Annotated in this window: 19 protein-coding genes and 1 pseudogene; 15 read left to right on the forward strand and 5 right to left on the reverse strand. The window is 35.4% G+C overall.

Features of this window, described 5'->3' with window-relative positions; all coding sequences use genetic code 11:
* Positions 1-228: 228 nt before the first annotated feature.
* Positions 229-1,512, forward strand: coding sequence for a M48 family metallopeptidase (locus tag ACTXGU_RS14755; RefSeq protein WP_443482289.1), 1,284 nt, complete (start codon positions 229-231; stop codon positions 1,510-1,512).
* Positions 1,513-1,773: 261 nt separating this feature from the next.
* Here ACTXGU_RS14755 and ACTXGU_RS14760 read toward each other — a convergent pair whose 3' ends face one another.
* Complete coding sequence (locus ACTXGU_RS14760) at positions 1,774-2,229, reverse strand: NUDIX hydrolase (RefSeq protein WP_443482360.1); 456 nt, start codon at positions 2,227-2,229, stop codon at positions 1,774-1,776.
* Between the two features lie 103 nt (positions 2,230-2,332).
* On the opposite strand from ACTXGU_RS14760, the gene ACTXGU_RS14765 reads away from it, so the two are divergent.
* The 4 genes from ACTXGU_RS14765 (at position 2,333) to dat (ending at position 6,612) form a co-directional block, all read left to right on the forward strand.
* Positions 2,333-3,043: an ABC transporter ATP-binding protein gene (locus tag ACTXGU_RS14765; RefSeq protein WP_443482290.1), complete on the forward strand. Its 711-nt coding sequence runs from the start codon at positions 2,333-2,335 to the stop codon at positions 3,041-3,043.
* Positions 3,036-4,178, forward strand: coding sequence for an ABC transporter permease (locus tag ACTXGU_RS14770; protein WP_443482291.1), 1,143 nt, complete (start codon positions 3,036-3,038; stop codon positions 4,176-4,178). The genes ACTXGU_RS14765 and ACTXGU_RS14770 overlap by 8 nt, the downstream gene beginning before the upstream one ends.
* A gap of 88 nt (positions 4,179-4,266) precedes the next feature.
* Positions 4,267-5,682, forward strand: a complete 1,416-nt coding sequence (gene pepV / locus ACTXGU_RS14775) for a dipeptidase PepV (RefSeq protein WP_443482292.1) — start codon at positions 4,267-4,269, stop codon at positions 5,680-5,682.
* A gap of 72 nt (positions 5,683-5,754) precedes the next feature.
* Positions 5,755-6,612, forward strand: a complete 858-nt coding sequence (gene dat, locus ACTXGU_RS14780) for a D-amino-acid transaminase (protein ID WP_443482293.1) — start codon at positions 5,755-5,757, stop codon at positions 6,610-6,612.
* 170 nt (positions 6,613-6,782) lie between these two features.
* Here the strand turns inward: dat and ACTXGU_RS14785 are convergent, their stop codons facing one another.
* On the reverse strand, positions 6,783-7,415 hold the full coding sequence (locus tag ACTXGU_RS14785) for a vWA domain-containing protein (RefSeq protein ID WP_443482361.1): 633 nt from the start codon (positions 7,413-7,415) through the stop codon (positions 6,783-6,785).
* 616 nt (positions 7,416-8,031) lie between these two features.
* The gene (gene cysK, locus ACTXGU_RS14790) at positions 8,032-8,958 is read right to left on the reverse strand and encodes a cysteine synthase A (protein ID WP_443482294.1); all 927 of its coding nucleotides are present in this window, start codon (positions 8,956-8,958) and stop codon (positions 8,032-8,034) included.
* A gap of 286 nt (positions 8,959-9,244) precedes the next feature.
* On the opposite strand from cysK, the gene thpR reads away from it, so the two are divergent.
* The 4 genes from thpR to ACTXGU_RS14810 all read left to right on the forward strand — a co-directional run bounded on the left by thpR (position 9,245) and on the right by ACTXGU_RS14810 (position 14,912).
* Positions 9,245-9,805: an RNA 2',3'-cyclic phosphodiesterase gene (gene thpR / locus ACTXGU_RS14795; protein ID WP_443482295.1), complete on the forward strand. Its 561-nt coding sequence runs from the start codon at positions 9,245-9,247 to the stop codon at positions 9,803-9,805.
* A gap of 33 nt (positions 9,806-9,838) precedes the next feature.
* Positions 9,839-10,822, forward strand: a complete 984-nt coding sequence (locus tag ACTXGU_RS14800) for a nuclease-related domain-containing protein (RefSeq protein WP_443482296.1) — start codon at positions 9,839-9,841, stop codon at positions 10,820-10,822.
* A 689-nt stretch (positions 10,823-11,511) separates the two neighbouring features.
* Positions 11,512-13,662, forward strand: a complete 2,151-nt coding sequence (gene pulA, locus ACTXGU_RS14805; protein ID WP_443482297.1) for a type I pullulanase — start codon at positions 11,512-11,514, stop codon at positions 13,660-13,662.
* 476 nt (positions 13,663-14,138) lie between these two features.
* A complete protein-coding gene (locus ACTXGU_RS14810) occupies positions 14,139-14,912 on the forward strand; it encodes a phosphotransferase (RefSeq protein ID WP_443482298.1) in 774 nt (257 codons plus the stop codon).
* Here the strand turns inward: ACTXGU_RS14810 and ACTXGU_RS14815 are convergent, their stop codons facing one another.
* Positions 14,913-15,191 (reverse strand): YtzH-like family protein, encoded by a 279-nt coding sequence (locus ACTXGU_RS14815; protein WP_443482299.1) that lies wholly within the window; start codon positions 15,189-15,191, stop codon positions 14,913-14,915.
* Positions 15,192-15,496: 305 nt separating this feature from the next.
* Here ACTXGU_RS14815 and ACTXGU_RS14820 point away from each other — a divergent pair.
* The 4 genes and pseudogenes from ACTXGU_RS14820 to ACTXGU_RS14835 form a co-directional block, all read left to right on the forward strand.
* Positions 15,497-15,598, forward strand: a pseudogene (locus tag ACTXGU_RS14820) (IS607 family transposase); the annotation flags it as partial.
* A gap of 47 nt (positions 15,599-15,645) precedes the next feature.
* A complete protein-coding gene (locus ACTXGU_RS14825; RefSeq protein WP_443482300.1) occupies positions 15,646-16,764 on the forward strand; it encodes an RNA-guided endonuclease InsQ/TnpB family protein in 1,119 nt (372 codons plus the stop codon).
* 163 nt (positions 16,765-16,927) lie between these two features.
* Entirely contained in the window at positions 16,928-17,566 is a 639-nt protein-coding gene (gene trmB, locus ACTXGU_RS14830; RefSeq protein WP_443482301.1) for a tRNA (guanosine(46)-N7)-methyltransferase TrmB, read from the forward strand.
* Positions 17,567-17,652: 86 nt separating this feature from the next.
* Complete coding sequence (locus ACTXGU_RS14835; RefSeq protein ID WP_443482302.1) at positions 17,653-18,504, forward strand: YtnP family quorum-quenching lactonase; 852 nt, start codon at positions 17,653-17,655, stop codon at positions 18,502-18,504.
* A 373-nt stretch (positions 18,505-18,877) separates the two neighbouring features.
* On the opposite strand, the gene ACTXGU_RS14840 is transcribed toward ACTXGU_RS14835, so the two are convergent.
* Complete coding sequence (locus tag ACTXGU_RS14840) at positions 18,878-19,195, reverse strand: PepSY domain-containing protein (protein ID WP_443482303.1); 318 nt, start codon at positions 19,193-19,195, stop codon at positions 18,878-18,880.
* Between the two features lie 318 nt (positions 19,196-19,513).
* Between ACTXGU_RS14840 and ACTXGU_RS14845 the strand changes: the two genes are divergently transcribed.
* Both ACTXGU_RS14845 and ACTXGU_RS14850 read left to right on the forward strand, forming a co-directional pair.
* Complete coding sequence (locus ACTXGU_RS14845; RefSeq protein ID WP_443482304.1) at positions 19,514-20,584, forward strand: M42 family metallopeptidase; 1,071 nt, start codon at positions 19,514-19,516, stop codon at positions 20,582-20,584.
* A 19-nt stretch (positions 20,585-20,603) separates the two neighbouring features.
* Positions 20,604-21,122 (forward strand): DUF84 family protein, encoded by a 519-nt coding sequence (locus tag ACTXGU_RS14850; RefSeq protein ID WP_443482305.1) that lies wholly within the window; start codon positions 20,604-20,606, stop codon positions 21,120-21,122.
* Positions 21,123-21,276 lie beyond the last annotated feature (154 nt).

A 21,276-nucleotide genomic window follows, 5' to 3' on the forward strand; every position in this document is an offset into this window, starting at 1 on the left:
ATTTACAAAATATTTGCTTTAAATGGTCTGGTTTGTATGTATTTAGGGCTGTAGCACCCCAGCTTCTGTGTTCTACTAATATTCATATGGTACATACTATGGGATTTATAAGGTGTTTATGCGCAAATAGTCGTCAATTGCTACTATTTTCCTGTATTCTGATAATTTCCTTTAAACATAAAGGCTTATCTATTATAATCAAAAAGACTTTACAGCAGGAGGGGATACATGTTGAATAATATAAAAAAAGAAAATCTAGTTTACAAAAAAGAAAATATATATTTTGCTATTATTCTATTAATTAGTATTTCTGGATATATATTTTTATTATTTTCTGTTATTGGGATAGTGATTATCTTATTATTGGCAGTTTTATCTTTATTTTTTCATGGCATTATGCTAGGGGGAATTAGAAGAAACGGCGTAAAATTAGGAGAAAATCAATTTCCTGATCTCTATGAAAAGGCGGTTAAAACAGCAAAAGATTTAGGGTTAGAAAAAATGCCGGATATTTATATTCTTGAATCAGAAGGAATACTAAACGCATTTGCTACAAAGTTTTTCAGAAAAAATATGGTAGTCTTATATGCAAGCATTTTTGAATGTATAGAAAAAGATGCGGAGAAGGAAGTATTATTTGTTCTTGCACATGAGTTTACTCATTTAAAACGAAAACATATACAAATGGGCTTTTTTGTTTTGCCTGCTTTATGGATACCGTTTTTAGGAAATGCCTATTTACGTGCGTGTGAATATACATGTGATCGAACGGCTGCCTATTATGTACAATCATATGAGGCAGCAAAAAATGCATTAACAATGCTTGCTATTGGACCTGAAGTGTATAAAAAAGTGAATAAACAAGCGTATATGGAGCAATTGGAAAACGAAAGCGGTTTTTTTACATGGTTTCATGAAAAATTGTCCACTCATCCGCATTTACCTAAACGGATATACGCTATTGAAAGCTTCTACAATTTCAACGAAGGACAAGTTTTAAAAGAACCAAAAAACGGGGTCATAAGAGGGATTATTTTATTTGTTATTGCTTTGCTTCTATTCATTGGTTTAGTTGCCGGTGCATTAAAATTGGTGAAGAAGTTAGACTTATTTTCGATGCTTAATGATTATGAAACCTCATTTGAGGAGACAGAAACTCCTGATTATGATGCTATCGTGGAAAGCGGAACGGTCAATGAAAAAGATGCAGATGGATGGACTCCATTACATTACGCTGTAAATTCATATGATGCGGATGCTGTTCAATATCTTCTGGAGAACGGTGCAAACCCAAATATAAAAGATGAATATTTAGGCAGTACTGTTTTACATGATGCTGTGTACAATTACGAAGGAGATACGGAAATTATTACTCTTTTATTAGAAAATGGTGCAGATATTAAAATAGAGGATATTGATGGCTACAGCGCACTTGAATATGCGGAAGAAACGGGTGACAACGAGTTAATACAAATATTAAAACAGTATAGCGATTCGAAAGAAAAGAATTAGTAGAAATAAAGAGGTTGTCCCCTTGTAAAGTGGGATAACCTCTTTTTATTTATGGCTGTTTTCGTATAGATTGTTGCTTTTAAATTCGCAGCCTGAATACACTTCGCTTTCCGTGGGCGAGCGTCGAGCCTCCTCGTCGCATACGCTCCTGTGGGGTCTCGTCTTTCTCGCATTCCCACAGGAGTCTACGTGTATTCAGTCTGCTGAGTACTTCTTCTCCAATTTTTCATGTGAAAAACAACAAACTTTGAGAAAACAGCCTTATTTATTTAGAGAAAAATAATCTTTTAAAAACTGGCGGTGGCTTTTAACCATTTTTTCCGGTAATTCGTCTTGGGCAAAATAAGTTAAATCTATTGCCTCCTCTTTATTTAGCTGCAGAGAACCGCTGTATGTATTGGTGTAATAGGCAGCTGTGACAGAATAAAAAGGATCGCCATTTGCGGCAACGGTATAATATTGTTTTCCAGAATATACTTGCAGTAATTGTAGGCCAGATACTTTTAATCCTGTTTCCTCATACACTTCTCTTATCGCCGTTTCTTCTGTTGATTCTCCAGGTTCCATTAGTCCGCCAGGAAGCCCCCAAACTCCATGTGGATGTGTTCGCTGCTGTAACAAGATTCTCTTTTTTTCGTCTAAAATAATAACAACTGATCCGACAAGAATGACGGGCATTTTCCCGATTAATTTTCTTAATTGTTTAATATAATCCAATCCATTCATTCCTTTCCCCCTCTTTTGTCATATTTTACATAAAAAAAGGAATTTTTAAAACTTTTTTGAATGTAATTCGTATATAAACGGAGGGGGGATATAAGTGAAAGTATTGAATGTAAACATTAACAAGGCTGGTTATGAAGGAAATAAAGATATCATTCATAACATTAATTTTGAATTGCAAAAAGGAGAACTGGTCGGATTAATTGGTTCAAATGGCGCCGGAAAAAGCACGACGATAAAAGGCATGCTTGGGCTATTAGCCCATATGGATGGAAAAATAGATATAATGGACCATACATACAGCTATATACCAGAAAGGCCAGTATTTTATGATGAATTAACGTTATGGGAGCACTTAGACTTTATCGCTGCTGTAGAAAAGTTAGAGGACGCAGCCTATCGAACGGATGCAGAACGATTATTAAAAAAGTTTTCGTTGCAGGACCATATCCATCAATTTCCGCAAACTTTTTCAAAAGGAATGCAGCAAAAAGCAATGCTTGTGCTGGCATTCATTACAAAACCGGACTTTTACATCATTGATGAACCATTTATGGGATTAGATCCAATGGCAATGAAGCTGCTATTGGAATATATACAAGAAGAAAAAAACAGGGGTGCTGGCATTATTATGTCCACACACGTACTGGATACAGCAGAGAAAATTTGTAATCGGTTTTTAATGATTCATAATGGAGCAATCGTTGCCAATGGAACACTGAGTGACTTTAGAGAAACATGTGGACTGGAAGATGCTTCTTTATTTGATTGCTTTCATCATATTGCGGGAGAGCCAGTCCATGAATAGTTTTCACCTTTTTTTCAGTCGTTTTAGGAAAAATAGTCGCTATCAATACAATGTGATAAAAAGAATTATGGATTGGACGATTATTCTTTACCTTGTTGTTCCATCCGTTGTCATTTTTGCATTTATTTACCGATCGTGGTGGAAAGCTACGCCATCATGGATGGAAAGTATTTTATTACCATTAGTTTTTTTGTTTTTTTATTGTTTTACTTGGTTTGGAAAAATCCGTACATTTGTACTTGAGGCAGACAAAGTTTTTTTAATAAAGGATTCCCAGCTTTTTTATGGAATAAAAAAATGGGGCTATTTGTATTCCTGCTTGACGAATTTTATTGGAACGGCAGTATTCATCTGTTTATTCCTTCCTTATTTTGTTGTTGTTTCTCATTGGAGCTTGATACAAGCAGTACAACTTTTGCTCGCCGTGTATATTGTAAGGTTATGGATTATCCTTTTTAAGCTGTTTCTTTTACGGATAAGAAATAAATTTTTGAATATTGTCTGCACCATTTTTGCTTTTTTTATTGGACTGTCTATTTGGAATATATTTATTTCATTTCATCCAATCGTGTTATTGCTGCTATTAATGATGTTTATTTTTCATCCAATCTTGTATTTTTATCAAATAAAAAGAAAGAGCTCCTTTGATCAGGAAGTAGTAGAGGAGAAAAAAGCAAAATTAGGATTTACTTCACTGATTTTACAGCTTTCTATGCAGGTGGAGAAACCTTCCTATTCTACGAGGGAAAAACCATTTTTTAATCGGAATTCGCGGAGAATATTTAAAAAACGTACCGGTGTTACAGGGTTTTTAGAATTATTTATAAAAGTGTTGATTCGCAATCCTTCCTATTGGTTTAGTTATATTCAAATTATTTCTTCTTTATCAGTAGCGATGGTTCTGCTGCCTGTTTTATGGTTGAAAATAAGTATTTTCTTTTTCTTTATTATCATTTTATCGATTTGGTGTCATACAATTTGGGAAAAGATAATGAATGCAACACCTATTTTTAACAGATATAAAAACGAAGATAGTTATTATGTTGCAAAAAAATGGGCAAGCACCTTATTAACGGTATTAGCAATTTTGATTGGACTGTTCTTTTTTTATTGCAGAACGTTTTTGTTTTTTTGACCGTTGATAAAGCGCTCATTTCACTTAACAATCGATTTGTGGTATGTTTACTGAATTGTACTCGAAAACCTTATTTTAGGAGGATAAAATGAATACGATAGATTGGTCAAAAGAAGTAAATAGTCGAAAAGATAATTTAATAAAAGATTTACAAGGGCTGCTGCAAATCAAAAGTGTGTTAGATGAAGAGAATGCGACAGAAGAAGCACCGCTGGGAGTTGGCGTAAAACAAGCATTATCTTATTTGCTTGAATTAGGAAAAAAAGATGGTTTTGAAGTAAAAAATGTAAAAAATCTTGCTGGGCATGTGCAATTTGGTACAGGGAAAGAAAGTTTAGGCATTCTTTGTCATGTCGATGTTGTTCCAGAAGGTGATGGCTGGACAAGTAATCCGTTTGCTGCAGAAATACGTGATGGGAAAATATATGCGAGAGGCGCATTGGATGATAAAGGTCCTACAATGGCAGCATATTATGCGATGAAAATAGTAAAGGAATTAAATCTTCCTATAAAGAAAGAAGTCAGGATGATTATTGGCACGGATGAAGAAAGTGAATGGCGTTGTGTAGATGCTTATTTTCAAGAGGAAAAAATGCCGACAATGGGGTTCGCACCAGACGCTGATTTTCCGATTATTTTTGCAGAAAAAGGTATTGCTGATTTTGATATTGTGCAAGTTCGAGAAAAGGCAGAGCTGGAAAAAGAAGCATTGATAGAAGTTATGTCATTTAGTGCTGGAAGAAGATATAATATGGTGCCAGATTATGCAAAAGCGGTTTTACATAGCAAAAATAAACAGGAAGTGATCCAGCGTTTTCATGACTATTTAACAGAGCAAAATGTCACAGGTCGTGATATGGTTGAGAACGGTGAATTGATACTAGAGATGGATGGAGTTTCCGCACATGGTTTAGAGCCTGACAATGGGGTGAATGCAGGGTTGAAGCTTGCTGCATTTCTAGCGGCATTATCTCTTGATGAAAAGGCTGCACCTTTTTTTACTATTCTTGCTGATTACTTTACAGACGAAACAAGAGGGAGTAAATTAGGAATAGCGTTTCACGATGATATAACAGGGGATTTAACGATAAATGTTGGGAAATTGCATTATACAAATGAAAACGGTGGAAGATTAGGTCTTTCCTTACGCTATCCAGTCACAAATAATATGGACGAAACAAAACGTTATCTCGATGAATTATTAGATAGAGATGGATTTTCGATTGAACATTATTCAAATTCAAAACCGCATTATGTCGAAAAAGACTCGCAGTTAATTAAAACTTTAAGCAAGGTCTATGAGGAACAAACGGGTGAAGAAGCGGCATTAATATCAATTGGTGGAGGAACGTATGCCCGTTCTTTAGAAAAAGGTGTAGCATTTGGACCACTTTTTCCGAATAGAGAAGATATTGCCCATCAAAAAGATGAGTACATGTATATTGAGGATATCGTAAAAGCAACCGCTATTTATGCTCAAGCAATATATGAATTGGCTAAATAAGGTGAAACTACTATCAGTGAGGGTCTTGCTGTCAAGAGTAGAATACATCTAGAGACTAAAGGGGGAGAGAGAATGAGTACTGTATTAATGAATGGAGTATTTATTCCAAGAGAAGAAGCAAAAGTAGATATAGAAGATCGAGGTTATCAATTTGGGGATGGAATCTATGAAGTGATTCGTGTTTATAATGGCAAAATGTTTACTGCTAAAGAACATTTTGAGCGATTGCAAGCAAGCTGTGAAAAAATTAATATTCCAATTTCTTTTACTGTCGATAATTTAACGTTTTTATTAGAGGAGTTAATAAAAAGAAATGCTTTACATAATGGGATTATTTATATGCAATTTACAAGAGGAACTAGTCCAAGAAATCATGCGTTTCCAACAAAGGAGATTGCACCAACTTTTGTTGCTTATACAAAAGAATTAAACCGTCCTGTAACTAATTTAAGCAATGGTGTTACGGCAATTACTGTAGAAGATATTAGATGGTTTCGATGTGATATTAAAAGTTTAAATTTACTTGGAAATATCATGGCAAAACAAAAAGCGGCAGAAGCCGGTTGTTTTGAAAGCATTCAATACCGTGATTTAACGGTAACAGAAGGAAGCTCCTCGAATATATGGGTTGTAAAAGATCAAGTGATTCGAACACATGAAGCAAATCAATATATCTTAAACGGAATTACAAGACAAAAAATCGTGGAAATATGCCAAAAACAAGGAATGGAAGTAAAGGAAGAAGCTTTTTCTATTGAAGATTTAATCGACGCAGATGAAGTGTTTCTTTCCAGTACAACTTCAGAAGTAACGCCGATCATAACGATAAATAATGTTCCCGTGGCAACTGGTGAAGTAGGAGAAATAACTAGAAGATTGCAAGATTATTTCAAAGAAGAAATTATAGCACAATGTGGAGAGTTAGAATAATAATTCAGTAAGCTTTATTGGATTTTAAGAAAAATGTCCTTCATCAGAGTGATGAAGGACAAATCTTCATTCGAGTTTTTCGGTGATTTGTGGGTGAAAAAACTTGTGAATGAACAAGTGATTTATTTTTGTAATTCCTGATTTTCCCCCCACAAGTAACCCCATTTTAATTATAAGAGGATGTTTTTTTCATTTGCTTCTTTTATCCATGCTGGAAATTCATTTAATAATTTATCATACAATTCGTTATCTTGAATCTTTTCTATATCTTCTATATGAAAAAAATTAGCATTATCCACATAGCGCCCTTCCATTGTATCGAGTTTTTCGAATACTTCAAAATTACTGTTTCCTATACCGACAAATTGCCAAAATATAGCTTTATCAGAAGAAGAAACAATTGGTTTTTTAATCGTACGTTTACAGCCGCCATCATTAATAAATACGATAAATGCCGGATCCGGACTTCTATCGTCTACTGTGTATTTTGCAATAACATCTTCCATTACTGGAGGCTCATCATTGCGTCCAAATTTATGAATAAGTGGATTATTCAGTATATAAGTATTAACATAGTCTGTAAAATCTAATTCTGTAACTGGTTTTAAACGGGAATATTCGTTATCATATACCCAGACATCAAGAGAACCATCATCATCAAACTGACTTGCTACTGCTAAAATTCGTTCTACAACCTTTTGAACCGTTCCATTCTTATAAAGTGATCGCATCGAACCGGAAATATCCAAAACTAGTCCAACTCTCGCTTTTACATGTTGTAGCTTCTTTTTTTCCAAAACGATTGTAGCAGAAGTTTACTCTTTTTTATTTATAAGGCTATTTTAAAGCTCATTGTTGATTTTGGCACTATGTTGATTGGAGTGGAAGGCGTGAGACTCCTGCGGGAAAAGCGAGTCAGAGGGAGACCCCACAGGCGGACAGTGAGGTCACTGAAAAAGTGGATGCTATAAAATATAGGTAGTGACAATTCAAGCAACTCAGAGGTTTTCGTTCGGTTTTCCGAGGCTTACCACACGCTTTCCGCGGGGCGAGCGCCAAGCCTCCTCGTCGCTTTGCTCCTGTGGGGTCTCGCCTGTCTCGCTAATCCCGCAGGAGTCGTGCGGACGCCTCTCCTAACCAACATGATGGTCGTTTTCAAACTCTCTATACCAATTTCCCCCTAATAAATTTAAGTGTTTCACCTATAATTTATATAATAAAACACTTTTTCAGTGGCCTCCGCACAGTGCCGAGGAGGCTCCCGGACCGCCCGCGGAAAGCGAACGCCTGGAGCGGAAATCAACAGGCAAGTTTAACAGAGCCATTTATAAAAAAGAATTTTAATTGAGAAAAGTCGTTAATTTTCTTAGGAAGGTTTAATTATTCTTTTTTGTTTGTTAAAAAAATTGGAGAAATCCATTACATAAACACATCACTCGATAAATACCTTTCTCCTGTATCACATACGATAAAAACAACAATATCTTCTGGAGACAGTGTTTTGGCAACTTCTGCTGCGGCAAAACAAGCAGCACCTGAAGAAGGGCCAACTAAAATTCCTTCCTCTTTTGCTAGTCTTTTTGTATACTCATACGCCTCTTCATCTTTAATTAAATGAATTTTATCATAAACATTTTGATTTAATATTTCTGGAATAAACCCTGGGCTTGTACCAACAAGTTTATGAAGTCCCGGTTTTCCGCCGGATAATACAGGAGAGCCAGCAGGTTCTACAACATGAACCGAAAGCTCTGGATAATGTTCTTTTAAAACTTCTCCAGTTCCTGTAATTGTTCCGCCAGTCCCTGCTGTTGCAACAAAGGCAGCCAGCGGTTTCTTTAATTGTTCCATCGCTTCGATAATTTCTACAGCAGTAGTATGTCGATGAGCGTCTGGGTTATGTACATTATTAAACTGCATCGGGACAAAGCTGTTTGGAATCTCTTTTGCTATTTGCAAAGCTTTTTTGATAGAGCCAGGCATTTTTTCGTCACCAGGAGTTAAAACAACTTCCGCACCGTATGCTTTTAAAATATTTATTCTTTCTTTTGTCATCGTATCCGGCATCACAAGAATGGCTCGATATCCTTTTGCTGCTGCATTCATGGCAAGACCAATGCCTGTATTGCCGCTTGTAGGTTCAATAATCGTTGCTCCAGGCATTAATTTTCCTTCTTTTTCTGCTTCGGCAATCATATGATAGGCTGCCCGATCCTTTACACTTCTGCTTGGGTTGAAATATTCTAGCTTTGCATAAATGCTTGCACCCCCTTCTTTTCCAATAGAGTTCAGTTTTACTAATGGAGTATTGCCGATTAATTGAGCGATATTTTCATAAATTTTCATGATAAGCTTCCTTTCCTTTAAAAATATAAAGTAGCAGAGCATTAGAAATGCGTGTTTTGATACATCCATAAATAGACGAATAGAGAAAAAACTACTAAAATCATAGTTACAGTTAAAGGAAAACGCCCTTTAACCATTAATATAGTTATGGCTGATGTTAATGATAAAAAATAAAGCAACGATTAAAGGATTAAAATAAACGATAATGGATATATAATAGCATTATAACTTGTGCACTAAATGAACGATATGAATAATGTGAAGAAAATAAAGGAAAGGTGTTTATATGTCTAAACAGCCTCATTATTTTATAGCAGTGATTTTGCCTTCAGAAGTAAAAGAAAAAATAAATGAAGCGAAAGAAGAATGGCAGCGTTCTTTTCCCTTTAAGAAGTGGGTACACCCATCTGATTATCATCTTACCTTAGCTTTCCTAGGATCTTCTTCTATGGAGCAATTGCAAACTTTAATCAATCTGACCAATAAGCAAATTCAATCAAAACAAGCATTTTATTTACAGATTCATAAATTAGGGATTTTCGGGAATCCAAATAAACCAAAAATATTTTGGTTAGGGGTAAACGAGAGCAAACCATTACATATGCTAAGAAACGATGTATATGATGTATGCAAAAGTGCTGGATATATATTAGAATCAAGAGCCTTTCATCCACACATTACATTAGCAAGAAAATGGAGTGAAGGAGATTTTCCTAAGCAATTGCTAGACGAAGAAGCTCTTTCTCTAGAGAAAGAATTATTATTTGAAGTGAAAAGCATTCAGCTATTCCAAACACATCTTGACAAAGTTCCGAAATACGAGGCCATTCATACTTTTAACTTTTAAAAAAAGAAGGTGGACAGCAAAGGGGGAAAAGGGTTGGCACAGTTAATCAAACTAAAAGATTATATTTCGCGATATGAACAAAATATTATTGTCTATCCATCACGGTTTGTTCGTCTAAAAAAGCAAAAATGGGAAGGGGTAAAAACTTCCTTTGAAGCAGGAGAACGAGCGTCTGAATATGTAGAAGAACCTTCTCTAATTGGAGCAAAATCGAATGAAGAAAAAACATCTATTTTCTCAAAGCTAAAAGGAATTATGAAAAGAAATACAAACGCCGATGAATGGTTGGAAAAAAGAGAAATAAAAGAAAATCAACTAGAGGAATTAGAAGAAGATGAGTTGGCATTTGATTATCAACCAAATAATTATTTTGCACCAAAAAATATTGAAGAAGTAAAAAGGCAATTTTTAAATCAACTTTTTCAATTTCAAATGAAATGGGCAAGTTCGACATTAACAGAAAAATCGATAGTAAAAAAAGAAATGTACTATGACGAAGTATTAAAATATTATCTGCAACGATTTCCAGATACATATTTAGTCCTTTATAAGCCAGTATTTTTACTGCAGCAAGCTCCAGTTGAGTTGGATACCATTATTATTACACCTACGGAAATATGGTGCATTACACTGCTAGAAGCAGAAGATTCAGCTGTTTTTGTTGGTTCTAATGAAAAGTTCTGGACAAAAAAAAGGGAAGAAAATGAGAAAAAAATCCTTAGTCCTGTCATAACTATTAACAGAACGGAAAAGATTATAAAAAGCATTTTAAAAAAATACGACATTCATTTACCTGTACAAAAAGCGATTCTTTCAAGAAATGGCTATATTGATTATCCAATGTCTCCATTTGATATAAAAACCATTGAAAAACGCAATTATGATGAGTGGTTTCAAATGATGCGCAACAATCGCTCACCGATAAAAGCCATCCAGCTAAAAACAGCAGAAAGTCTATTGCATCATTGCTTAACAACTTGTATGAAAAGATATGAGTGGGATAGTAGTGAAGAGTAAAGTTTGAAGGGACTTTTTTTGGCAAGCAGAAACTGCAGGAAACAGGGCAGAATCTACATTACTAAAAGCTGTTTTCTCAAAGTTTGTTGTTTTTTACGTAAAAAAATGGGAGAAGAAGTACTCAGCAGGCTGAATACACGTAGACTCCTGTGGGAATGCGAGAAAGACGAGACCCCACAGGAGCGTATGCGACGGCACTGAAAAAGTGTTTAATTAGATAAATTATAGGTGAAACACTTAAATTTATTAGGGTAAAAATGGTATAGAGAGTTTGAAAACGACCATCATTTTGGTTAGGAGAGGCGTCCGCACGACTCCTGCGGGATTAGCGAGACAGGCGAGACCCTGCAGGAGCGTAGCGACGAAGCGGCTCGGCGCTCGCCCCGCGGAAAGCGTGTGGTAAGCCTCGGAAAAACGAACGAAAACTTCTTCGTTGCTTGGATTGTCATTACCTATATTTTATAGCATTCACTTTTTCAGTGGCCTCAGCGTATGCGACGAGGAGGCTTGACGCTCGCCCACGGAAAGCGAAGTGTATTCGGGCTGCGAGTTTAAAAGCGACAATCTACACGAAAACAGCCTTACTAAAAAACAGTAGTCTTTCTCCTAAGAGGAAAAACTAAACAGAAAAAATTCGGTTTTTGTTCCAATATGAAGAATTTAGGTTATATCTAAAGGAGTTGAAGCTGTTGTTATCGATAAAGCGTACATTTTTTGCTTATTTAGATGAACTAACCAGTATTACGATTTTACTTCCTTATTCTTATCACAGCGGCGAATCAACCTGTTTTTTCCTAATAGAGGACAATAGAAAAATCTCCATATCTATTGAATCAAAAGAAAGCATAAAGGACTTTTTGAAATACATATGCAAAGTTCCGGTTAATGTTGAGATAGGGAAAAACTATGTGATTGAAGATGAACATAAAGGAAAGACAGATTTACAGGTTGGTGCGGTTATTCGAACAAAGGAATTTGATGAACTTTTTTATTATTCTGGACCTTTAGGTGTAGATTATTCTCCTGATAAATGTGATTTTTCTTTATGGGCTCCCACCGCTCAACAAGTAAAATTAATCATCCAAGACCCACAAAAAACAGTTGATGAAAGAAAAGAAATAGACATGATTCGAATAGAAAAGGGAGTGTGGACGACTACTGTTGCGGAACAATTGGAGGGCTTTTATTACACTTATCTCGTTCTGATCAATTTAGAATGGAGAGAAGCGGTTGATCCATATGCAGTTGCAGTCAGTGCGAATGGATTAAAAGGGGCAATTGTTGATTTGTCAAAAACAATGAGAATAAAGCCAAGCTTACCTCCATTAACACACATAGTCGATAGTGTTATATACGAAACACATATCAGGGATTTTACGATTCATGCAAACAGTGGCGTTCAAATGAAAGGAACTTATCTCGGAGCGGCAGAACTGCATACAACAACGGATGCAGGTGACATAACAGGACTTTCTTATGTGAAGGAGCTAGGTGTTACACATATAGAGTTTCTTCCTGTTCATGATTTTGAAGAGATCGATGAACTTAAAGACGTAAAAGAATACAATTGGGGCTATAATCCATCCCATTACAATGTGCCCGAGGGCAGCTATTCGCTGAATCCCCACAATCCTTATGCTAGAATTGATGAATTAAAAACGATGATTCAAGTAGTTCAGCAACAAGGATTAAGAGTCATCTTAGATGTGGTGTATAATCATGTGTACAAAAAAGAAGAGTCTTCTTTCGAAAAAATCGTTCCCGGCTATTTCTTCCGCTATGATGCATTTGGCATGCCCTCGAATGGAACGGGAGTAGGAAATGACATCGCATCAGAGCGGTTAATGGTAAGAAGGTTTATCGTGGATTCAGTACGGTATTGGTTGGAGGAATACAAGGTAGACGGACTTCGATTTGATTTAATGGGTATTTTGGATATTGCAACGATGAACCAAATTCGTAAGCTTTGTGATCAGTATGATGCAAATTTCTTAATAATTGGCGAAGGGTGGAATTTACAAACCGCTCTGCCAGAATCGCAAAAAGCGATTATTCTTAATCAAAAAGAACTGCCTCGTATTGCACAATTTAACGATCGATTCAGAGATAAGATAAAGGGAAGCACGTTTCAATTAGGTCATAAAGGGTTTGCTTTAGGTGGAGTGGAACAAAACATCGATGAATTATTGTCTGGCAGTATTGGTCTTTTGCGTCCTTTAGATGGTCTCTTCTCAGAACCGGATCAAACGGTTAATTATGTCGAGTCACATGATAATCACACATTATGGGATAAAATTAATATTTCTTTTCCAGATTTGTTAGAGGAAAAAAAGCAGAAAAAACATCGATTAGCGACTACCCTTGTGCTGCTAAGTCAAGGAATTCCTTTTTTACACAGTGGCCAAGAATTTTTCCGTACAAAACAAGGAGTGGAAAATAGTTATCAATCACCAGATAATATTAATCAGTTAGATTGGGATCGAATGATAAGGTACCGAAAAAATGTGGAGTATATAAAAGGGATTATTGCATTTAGAAAAGCGAATAGTGCCTTTCGTATGCAGACAGCTGAACAAATAAGAAAGCATATAAAAATTTCCCAAACGTCTAATGACGTGATCGAATATAAATTAGAGAATATAGAGAAATTTAGTTATTGGAAAGAAATCATTGTCTATATTAATGCAAATGATAACGAAGTCCAATGCCCTGCCCCATCTGGAAAATGGAAAAAGCTGATAGAAGACGAAAGAGTATATGATCATAATCCGATGGAAATAGATGAAAAGATCATTATTTATCCTATTAGCGTTACAGTAATTGGAAAATTATCATCTTAAATAAAAAGAAATTTTTGAAAAATAATATTAAATAACAGATTCACTTGACTATAAAATGAAAAAAGAGATAATATTTAAAGTGATAGCTATTGTTTTCAGTTACTGATTGAATAGCTGTTTTTTTACTTTTATTCATAAAAAAGATGATTAATCATGGATGACATAGTGTAATTTTACTTATTGATGATGTATAAAATGGTGCTTTATAGTGCGTATTCAAAAAAGAGGTAAACAGAGCGGAGAAGGTCGAGGTGTGGAAGTCATAAGCTTCGAGCGTAGGTGGTACATTGACGAGGACTGAAGTGCCACTGGATGAAGAGATGTGCAAGCTTGGGTTCCTGGACTTTTTGAACAACCTCTTAATAAGACACACCATTTTTGTTTGTTCTTCCTACAACATAGGGTACAAAAGATTCAAACAGGGATTCCTTAACCCTATCAAACTAGGGAGCATAATATATAGTAGGTGAACAATTTTGGAACATTTATTAGGACAAGAATGGAAAATAACCCCTGCAGGCGGAGAAACAGGTGAAGCATTTTTTGCCCAAAATAAAGGACAAAAATTATTTTTAAAGAGAAATTCATCTCCTTTCTTAGCTGTGTTATCTGCAGAAGGAATTGTCCCAAAACTTGTTTGGACAAAGAGGTTTGAAAATGGAGATGTATTTACAGCTCAACAGTGGCTTATTGGCAGAGAGTTTAGTCATTCTGATATGACGGATGAACGGGTAGCGATGCTGTTAAAAAAAATTCATACTTCTAAGCCGTTATTAGAGATGTTAAAAAGACTCGGTAAAACATCTCTGCTGCCAAGCATGATTTTTGCAGTGATTAATGCGGAGTTAGATGAAGAACTTTTAAATCAGCCTATCATTAGCGAATCCATCCATTATTTAGAAAGAAATTTGCCTTTTATGAAAATGGAAGAGCATGTTGTTTGTCATTGTGATGTAAATCATAACAACTGGCTGCTGTCAGAAGACAACCAGTTGTATTTGATTGATTGGGATGGAGCTATGATTGCAGATCCGGCGATTGATGTAGGGATGCTGCTGTATTGGTATATTCCGAAAGAAAAATGGGAAGATTGGTTGACGAAATATGGATATGAGCTAAACGAGCAGTTGCTGCTTAGAATGAAATGGTATGTTGTTGCTCAAACACTTAACTCTATTCAATGGTATAAAAAGAAAGCTCGCTTTACGGAAATGGAAAAATGGATTCAGTTCTTACATGATATGGATTAATTAAGATAATGCATTAATATTATCTACCCATTGTGAAAGCTGTCCTTGGTAAGAGCCAATATGATCATTAATATTGGAAGATTGAATTCCTTTTTGACTGTATTGATGGATTTCTTCCAATGTTGGAAGAATGTTTTGATCGATATTTCCATTTTCTTTTAAAGAAGTAATGAGTCTTTCTAATTGTTCACATTCGGAAACAGATCCGCAACAATCAGATTGATGATTATTTAAAATATCTTTTAATAAATTTATTTGATCTTCATGATTGATTGGCATGCTTTAAACACCCTTTCTGCAGGTTCATATAAAATGGGTTGCAAATTCAAATTTACGAGTAAAGGAATTCACTTATAGGTTGTGAATTCTTTTTTTCTTTATACTTTTTTATTATTTGTAAAATTATCCTTGCTTATTTTAATGGGGAAAAAAAGGGACTTGCATGAAACTTAGAAGCATGTTATTGTTTGAACGATAAGTGGAAGAAGGCAAAAGAACAGTTAAAGGTAGTTTATAAAAGTTCATAAAAACTTCTTATTTTATTATATTCTTTATTTTTATAATAAAACTAAGAGGTGATATAAATGAGATACTATTCAATAGATGAGTTTACTAAATGGATAGGAAAAACAGCACAGACATTAAGTAAATGGGATAAACAAAATACTTTCAAACTACATCATGTGATAGAAGGGGATTGTACCATTAGTTTAAAACAAGAAGTTGATGGAAAGTGATCCTTGCAAAGAAAATAAGGATAAAACCAACTAAGAAGCAGGAACATCAGCTTTGGAATTCAGCAGGAACAGCTCGTTGGGCGTATAACTGGACATTAGGGAAACAAGAAGAACATTATAAGAACGGTGGTAAATTTATATCTAATGATACCCTGCGTAAAGAATTGACTGTTTTAAAACAAACGGAAGAATATGCTTGGTTGTATGATGTATCAAATAATATTACAAAACAAGCAATTAAAGATGCTTGTGATGCGTATAAGAAATTCTTTAATAATCAAGCAAATAAACCACGTTTCAAAAGCAGGAAGAAATCAAAACCATCTTTTTATAATGACCCTATCAAGTTAAAAGTCAAAAAGAATAAAGTATTAATTGAAAAAGTTGGCTGGATTAAAACATCTGAACTTTTGCCAATAGGTGTAAAGTACTTCAACCCAAGAATCAATTTTGATGGTAAGTACTGGTATCTGTCTGTAGGGATGGAAGAAGAAACACAACCAACAGAATTAACAGATGTTTCACTTGGAATTGATGTAGGTGTAAAAGAACTAGCAGTATGTTCAGATGGTAGAAAATTTAAAAGTATTAGCAAAACAAAAGCAGTAAAGAAGGCAGAGAAACGCCTTCGCAGGTTACAGCGTCAAGTTTCTCGGAAATATGAGATGAATAAGGAGGGAGACCGTTTCGTCAAAACCAGCAACATTATAAAAATCGAAAGGAAAGTGCGGAACCTATATAGAAGATTATCGAATATCAGAACCAATCATCTTCATCAAACGACAAACGATATCGTGAAAACCAAACCATATCGAATTGTAATGGAAACCTTGAATATTAAAGGAATGATGAAGAATAAATATTTGGCAGAAGCGATTGCCAAACAAAGCTTATACGAATTCAAACAGCAAATCCAGTATAAATGTGAGAAGCATGGCATTGAATTTGTGGAGGCTGATAAATGGTATCCATCTTCTAAAATGTGTTCATGTTGTGGAAGTGTTAAAAAAGACCTAAAGCTATCTGACCGAGTGTATCAATGTGATTGTGGTCTTATAGTGGATAGGGATTTGAATGCATCTATCAACTTGTCACATTATCAATTAGCAAATTAACACCAAAACGTTACTTGCTAATATGTAGGGTTCGTTGTATCCGAATTTACGCCCTCAGAGTGTCATATCAAACGAAAGTAGCTTCGGCAAAATTGGGCACGAAGAACAGGGAAATAAACAAACTTTATAGATTTTTATAAGGTTTTGGCAACGGAGAGTCAAAATGCGATTAAGACATAAACCATGGGCGAAGGACAAGCTAAGTTCATATCCACAATATGTTGTCCAAAATCCTGAAGAAAATAAAGGGAAATGGCAACATATTTTTGAACAAGAAGGACCCATTCATATAGAGGTTGGAACAGGAAAAGGCCGTTTTATCAGCGAAATGGCAAAAGCAAATCCAACAGTTAATTATATCGGAATTGAATTACAGGAAAGTGTCATTGTATCTGCGTTAGATCGATTAATTGAAGCAGATGTACCTAATGTCAAATTAATGAATAGCAATGCAGCTGATTTAACCACATTTTTTGCTGATGGAGAAGTAGACCGTGTTTATTTAAATTTCTCTGATCCTTGGCCAAAAACAAGGCATGAAAAAAGAAGATTAACGTATAAAACATTTTTAAAAACATATGAAGAAATTCTTGTCAAAAATGGAGAAATTCATTTTAAAACAGATAATCAAGGGTTGTTTGAGTATTCATTACAAAGTTTTTCAGAATATGGTTTATTGTTGAAGTATATTAGTCTTGATCTTCATCGAAGTGATTTCGAAGCGAATATTATGACGGAATATGAAGAGAAATTTTCTAATAAAGGAAATAGAATATATCGAAGTGAAGTTCAATTTCAATAAATAATTAGTATTAGATGGACGGGTACCTTTTATAGATACTCGTTTTTTTATTGGGTATAATGAAAACGAATGGAGGGAGACTAAATATGGATTCTTTACAATTAGATACGATTACATTAACTTGGTTAAATGGTGGAAATACGGGGATGGATGGTGGTGCAATATTTGGTGTCGTACCAAAACCGTTATGGTCTAAAAAGTATACATATAATGAAAAAAATCAAGTGGAAATTCGAACAGATCCGATTTTTGTCTTATGGAATGGGAAAAACTTTTTAATTGATGCAGGAATCGGAAAAGGCAAATTAACAGAAAAACAGCTTAGAAATTACGGAGTAACAGAAGAGTCAGAACTGGAAATAGAATTACAAACATTGGGGCTTGTTCCTGAAGATATTGATTATGTCCTAATGACACATATGCATTTTGATCATGCATGTGGATTGACCACTTTAAAAGGTGAATCTTATACATCAACATTTCCTCATGCGAAAATTATTACTTCTGCAAAAGAATGGAACGAAATGAAAAATCCGAATATTCGTTCAAAAAATACGTATTGGGAACAAAACTGGAAAGCGATTGAACATCAAGTAGAAACCTTTGAAAAAGAATGGACATTTGGCCCGTTTCAGCTTATCCATACGGGCGGACATAGTGATGGCCACTCCATACTAATCATTAAGGATGAGAAACAAATCTGTTTACATATGGGAGACATATTGCCGACACATGCCCATCAAAATGTACTATGGGTAACAGCATATGATGATTATCCATTGGATTCTATCAGCCAAAAACAAAAATGGATAAAATGGGGAGTGGAACAAAAAGTTTGGTTCACTTTTTATCATGATGCTGTATATCGTGCATTGAAGTGGGATGTTGATGGGAAAATTGCAGACAGTTTTTTAATAAATAGCAAAATGTCGAAATGATTATTTGAAATAAAAAATAGTTCTTTTTTTAGAATTAGGCTACCATGAAAAGAAGTTCCGCAGTGTGAATACACTACGCTTCTTGCTTAGCGAGCGTCGAGCCGCTTCGTCGCTACGCTCCTGCAGGGTCTCGTCTGTCTCGCTTTCCCGCAGGAGTCTTCGTGTATTCACGCTGCTCTGCGCTATAAATGTGAAGACTGCTTCTTTCCATGCGCCATGGTGCGAATTTTATTAGCATGGGTGTCTTACCTTAAAAATAAACCCTATTAAAAGCTTCGCATTGCTGCACTCTTGAAGGGTCTCGCCTGCTTCGCTTTCCCGCAGGAGTCGAGCGAACGCTTCTCCAAACAAAAAAAAGAGCTGTTTTTTATTCTTAGTCAGTAATCGGATGATAATCCAGAATACGACCTGTTTTACTGTCGGCAATAAATTCAATCTGTTCCACTCCATTTTGTTTCTTTGTGGTAATGCCGCCTTTATACACATAGTAAGAAGCATTAGCTTGTTCATAAAGTTCCTTTTGCATATTAATCCAAGAACCTGTAATTGGAGCTTGCTCTTTCCATTGTTTTTTTACCATATTTAAAACATCATCGCTAGAAAGGGAATTGTTTTTTGCGACTACTTCTGTTGCAATATAAGCAGTCGTGATGCCGACTCCAATTCCTGCTAAAAAAGACTTCCAGTTCATTATGATATTCCCTCCATTTCCCTTCTTTTATTATAGCCAAAATTGTATAGACAAGTGAATAAAACAATAAAAATCATATATGCTATTGGTCTAAAAAAGCAAATAGTGGTAACCAATTTAATATTTCGGTAAAATAAAGGATAACTTCCTACGGTTACTAAAAATAGAATAACCTTTTTTAAAAAGCTAAGAAGGATAAAATTTTTCAACTTAGCTAACTGTCTAGCTTCGGCGCTGAGCAAGGCGCATGCACTTTTCTGACTCATCATAGTTTAAAAAGATATACATAAAAATCATAGGAAAGAAGGAGCTGTAAAGATGAATGAACAAACTTTAGAGTTATTTCGAACGTTAACGGAACTGCGAGGTGCTTCTGGAAATGAGCATGAAGTTCGCCATTTTATGCGTGAACAATTAAGTTTGTACAGCGATGAAATTATTCAAGATAAACTTGGTAGTATTTTTGGCGTCAAAAAAGGAAAAGAAGACGATCCAACAGTAATGGTAGCAGGGCATATGGACGAGGTTGGATTTATGGTAACCTCTGTTACAGATAACGGCATGCTGCGTTTTCAGCCTTTAGGGGGATGGTGGAATCAAGTATTATTAGCACAGCGAGTGCAAGTAATGACTTATAACGGACCAATTATAGGGGTTATTGCATCTATTCCTCCCCATCTTTTAGATGAAGCACAGCGCAATAAACCGATGGAAATAAAAAATATGTTAATTGATATTGGGGCAGATGATAAAGAGGATGCATTATCGATTGGCATTAAACCAGGGCAGGCAGTTTTGCCGATTTGTCCTTTTACTCCGTTGGCAAATAAAAAGAAAATTATGGCGAAAGCATGGGATAATCGTTATGGTTGCGGTCTTGCGATTGAATTGCTGAAGGAGCTGCAAGGAGTAGATCTACCGAATAATTTATATTCTGGTGCGACTGTTCAAGAAGAGGTTGGCCTAAGAGGTGCTCAAACTGCAGCAAACATGATTAAACCAGATATATTTTACGCATTAGATGCCAGTCCTGCAAATGATACATCTGGGGATAAAAAGCAGTTTGGCCAGCTTGGAAAAGGTGTACTTCTTCGTATATTTGATCGAACAATGGTAACGCATAAAGGAATAAGAGAATTTGTTTTGGATACGGCAGAAAGTAATGATATCCCATATCAATATTTTGTTTCACCAGGTGGTACGGATGCAGGAAGAGTGCATCTGTCTAATGAAGGGGTTCCAAGTGCTGTAATTGGAATTTGCTCTAGATATATACATACAAGTGCATCTATTATTCACATTGATGATTATGCCGCGGCAAAAGAATTATTAATCAACCTTGTAAAATCAACCGATAAAGCAACAGTCGATTCAATTATATCGCTGTAATAAAGTGGAGAAATGAAAGATGAAAATATGTATAGGTACAAAAAATCCTGCAAAAGTGTCTGCAGTAAAGGAAGGTTTTCAATCATATGAAGATACGACTTTCCTTGCATTAAATATTTCTTCTGGTGTAAGGGAACAGCCGTTTTCGGATGAAGAAACGATTCAAGGAGCGATAAATAGAGCCAAAGGCGCAGTTCTTGAAGGGAATGGCGATGTTGGCATCGGCTTGGAAGGTGGTGTGCATCGCACAAAGGATGGTTTGCTTTTATGCAATTGGGGAGCGCTTGTTACAAAAGAGGGGCAGTCCTTTATAGTTGGAGGTGCACGATTGCCTCTGCCTAGTGAATTGGCGGAATATTTATTGGCAGGAGAAGAATTGGGGCCGGTTATGGATCGATATGCCAATAAGCATAATGTCCGTCATCATGAGGGTGCTATTGGAATTTTAACAAATGGAAAAGTCTCGCGTACTTCCATGTTTTTGCATGTCATTCATGTATTAATTGGACAGTATGAATATTTTAAACATAAAAAATAAGGTTAAAGAGAGAAGGCTGTCCAATTTGGACAGCCTTTGTTGCATAATCAATGATTTTTGCGTTTTATCTTTGGAGGAAAGCTTTATTTTTAGTGGAAATAAGCTTTTTTAAAGCGGATAAGAAATTTATTTTTTTTGGCGAAAAACTTGTCAT

It is taken from the genome of Niallia sp. 01092 (assembly GCF_052318935.1).
Classification (GTDB): Bacteria; Bacillota; Bacilli; order Bacillales; family Cytobacillaceae; genus Niallia.

Bases quoted from the DNA above. Each gene is read 5' to 3' on its own strand.
- ACTXGU_RS14755 (WP_443482289.1), top strand. From the start codon at position 229: ATGTTGAATAATATAAAAAAAGAAAATCTAGTTTACAAAAAAGAAAAT.
- ACTXGU_RS14770 (WP_443482291.1), top strand. From the start codon at position 3,036: ATGAATAGTTTTCACCTTTTTTTCAGTCGTTTTAGGAAAAATAGTCGC.
- pepV (WP_443482292.1), top strand. From the start codon at position 4,267: ATGAATACGATAGATTGGTCAAAAGAAGTAAATAGTCGAAAAGATAAT.
- dat (WP_443482293.1), top strand. From the start codon at position 5,755: ATGAGTACTGTATTAATGAATGGAGTATTTATTCCAAGAGAAGAAGCA.
- cysK (WP_443482294.1), bottom strand. From the start codon at position 8,958: ATGAAAATTTATGAAAATATCGCTCAATTAATCGGCAATACTCCATTA.
- thpR (WP_443482295.1), top strand. From the start codon at position 9,245: ATGTCTAAACAGCCTCATTATTTTATAGCAGTGATTTTGCCTTCAGAA.
- ACTXGU_RS14815 (WP_443482299.1), bottom strand. From the start codon at position 15,191: ATGCCAATCAATCATGAAGATCAAATAAATTTATTAAAAGATATTTTA.
- trmB (WP_443482301.1), top strand. From the start codon at position 16,928: ATGCGATTAAGACATAAACCATGGGCGAAGGACAAGCTAAGTTCATAT.
- ACTXGU_RS14835 (WP_443482302.1), top strand. From the start codon at position 17,653: ATGGATTCTTTACAATTAGATACGATTACATTAACTTGGTTAAATGGT.
- ACTXGU_RS14840 (WP_443482303.1), bottom strand. From the start codon at position 19,195: ATGAACTGGAAGTCTTTTTTAGCAGGAATTGGAGTCGGCATCACGACT.
- ACTXGU_RS14845 (WP_443482304.1), top strand. From the start codon at position 19,514: ATGAATGAACAAACTTTAGAGTTATTTCGAACGTTAACGGAACTGCGA.
- ACTXGU_RS14850 (WP_443482305.1), top strand. From the start codon at position 20,604: ATGAAAATATGTATAGGTACAAAAAATCCTGCAAAAGTGTCTGCAGTA.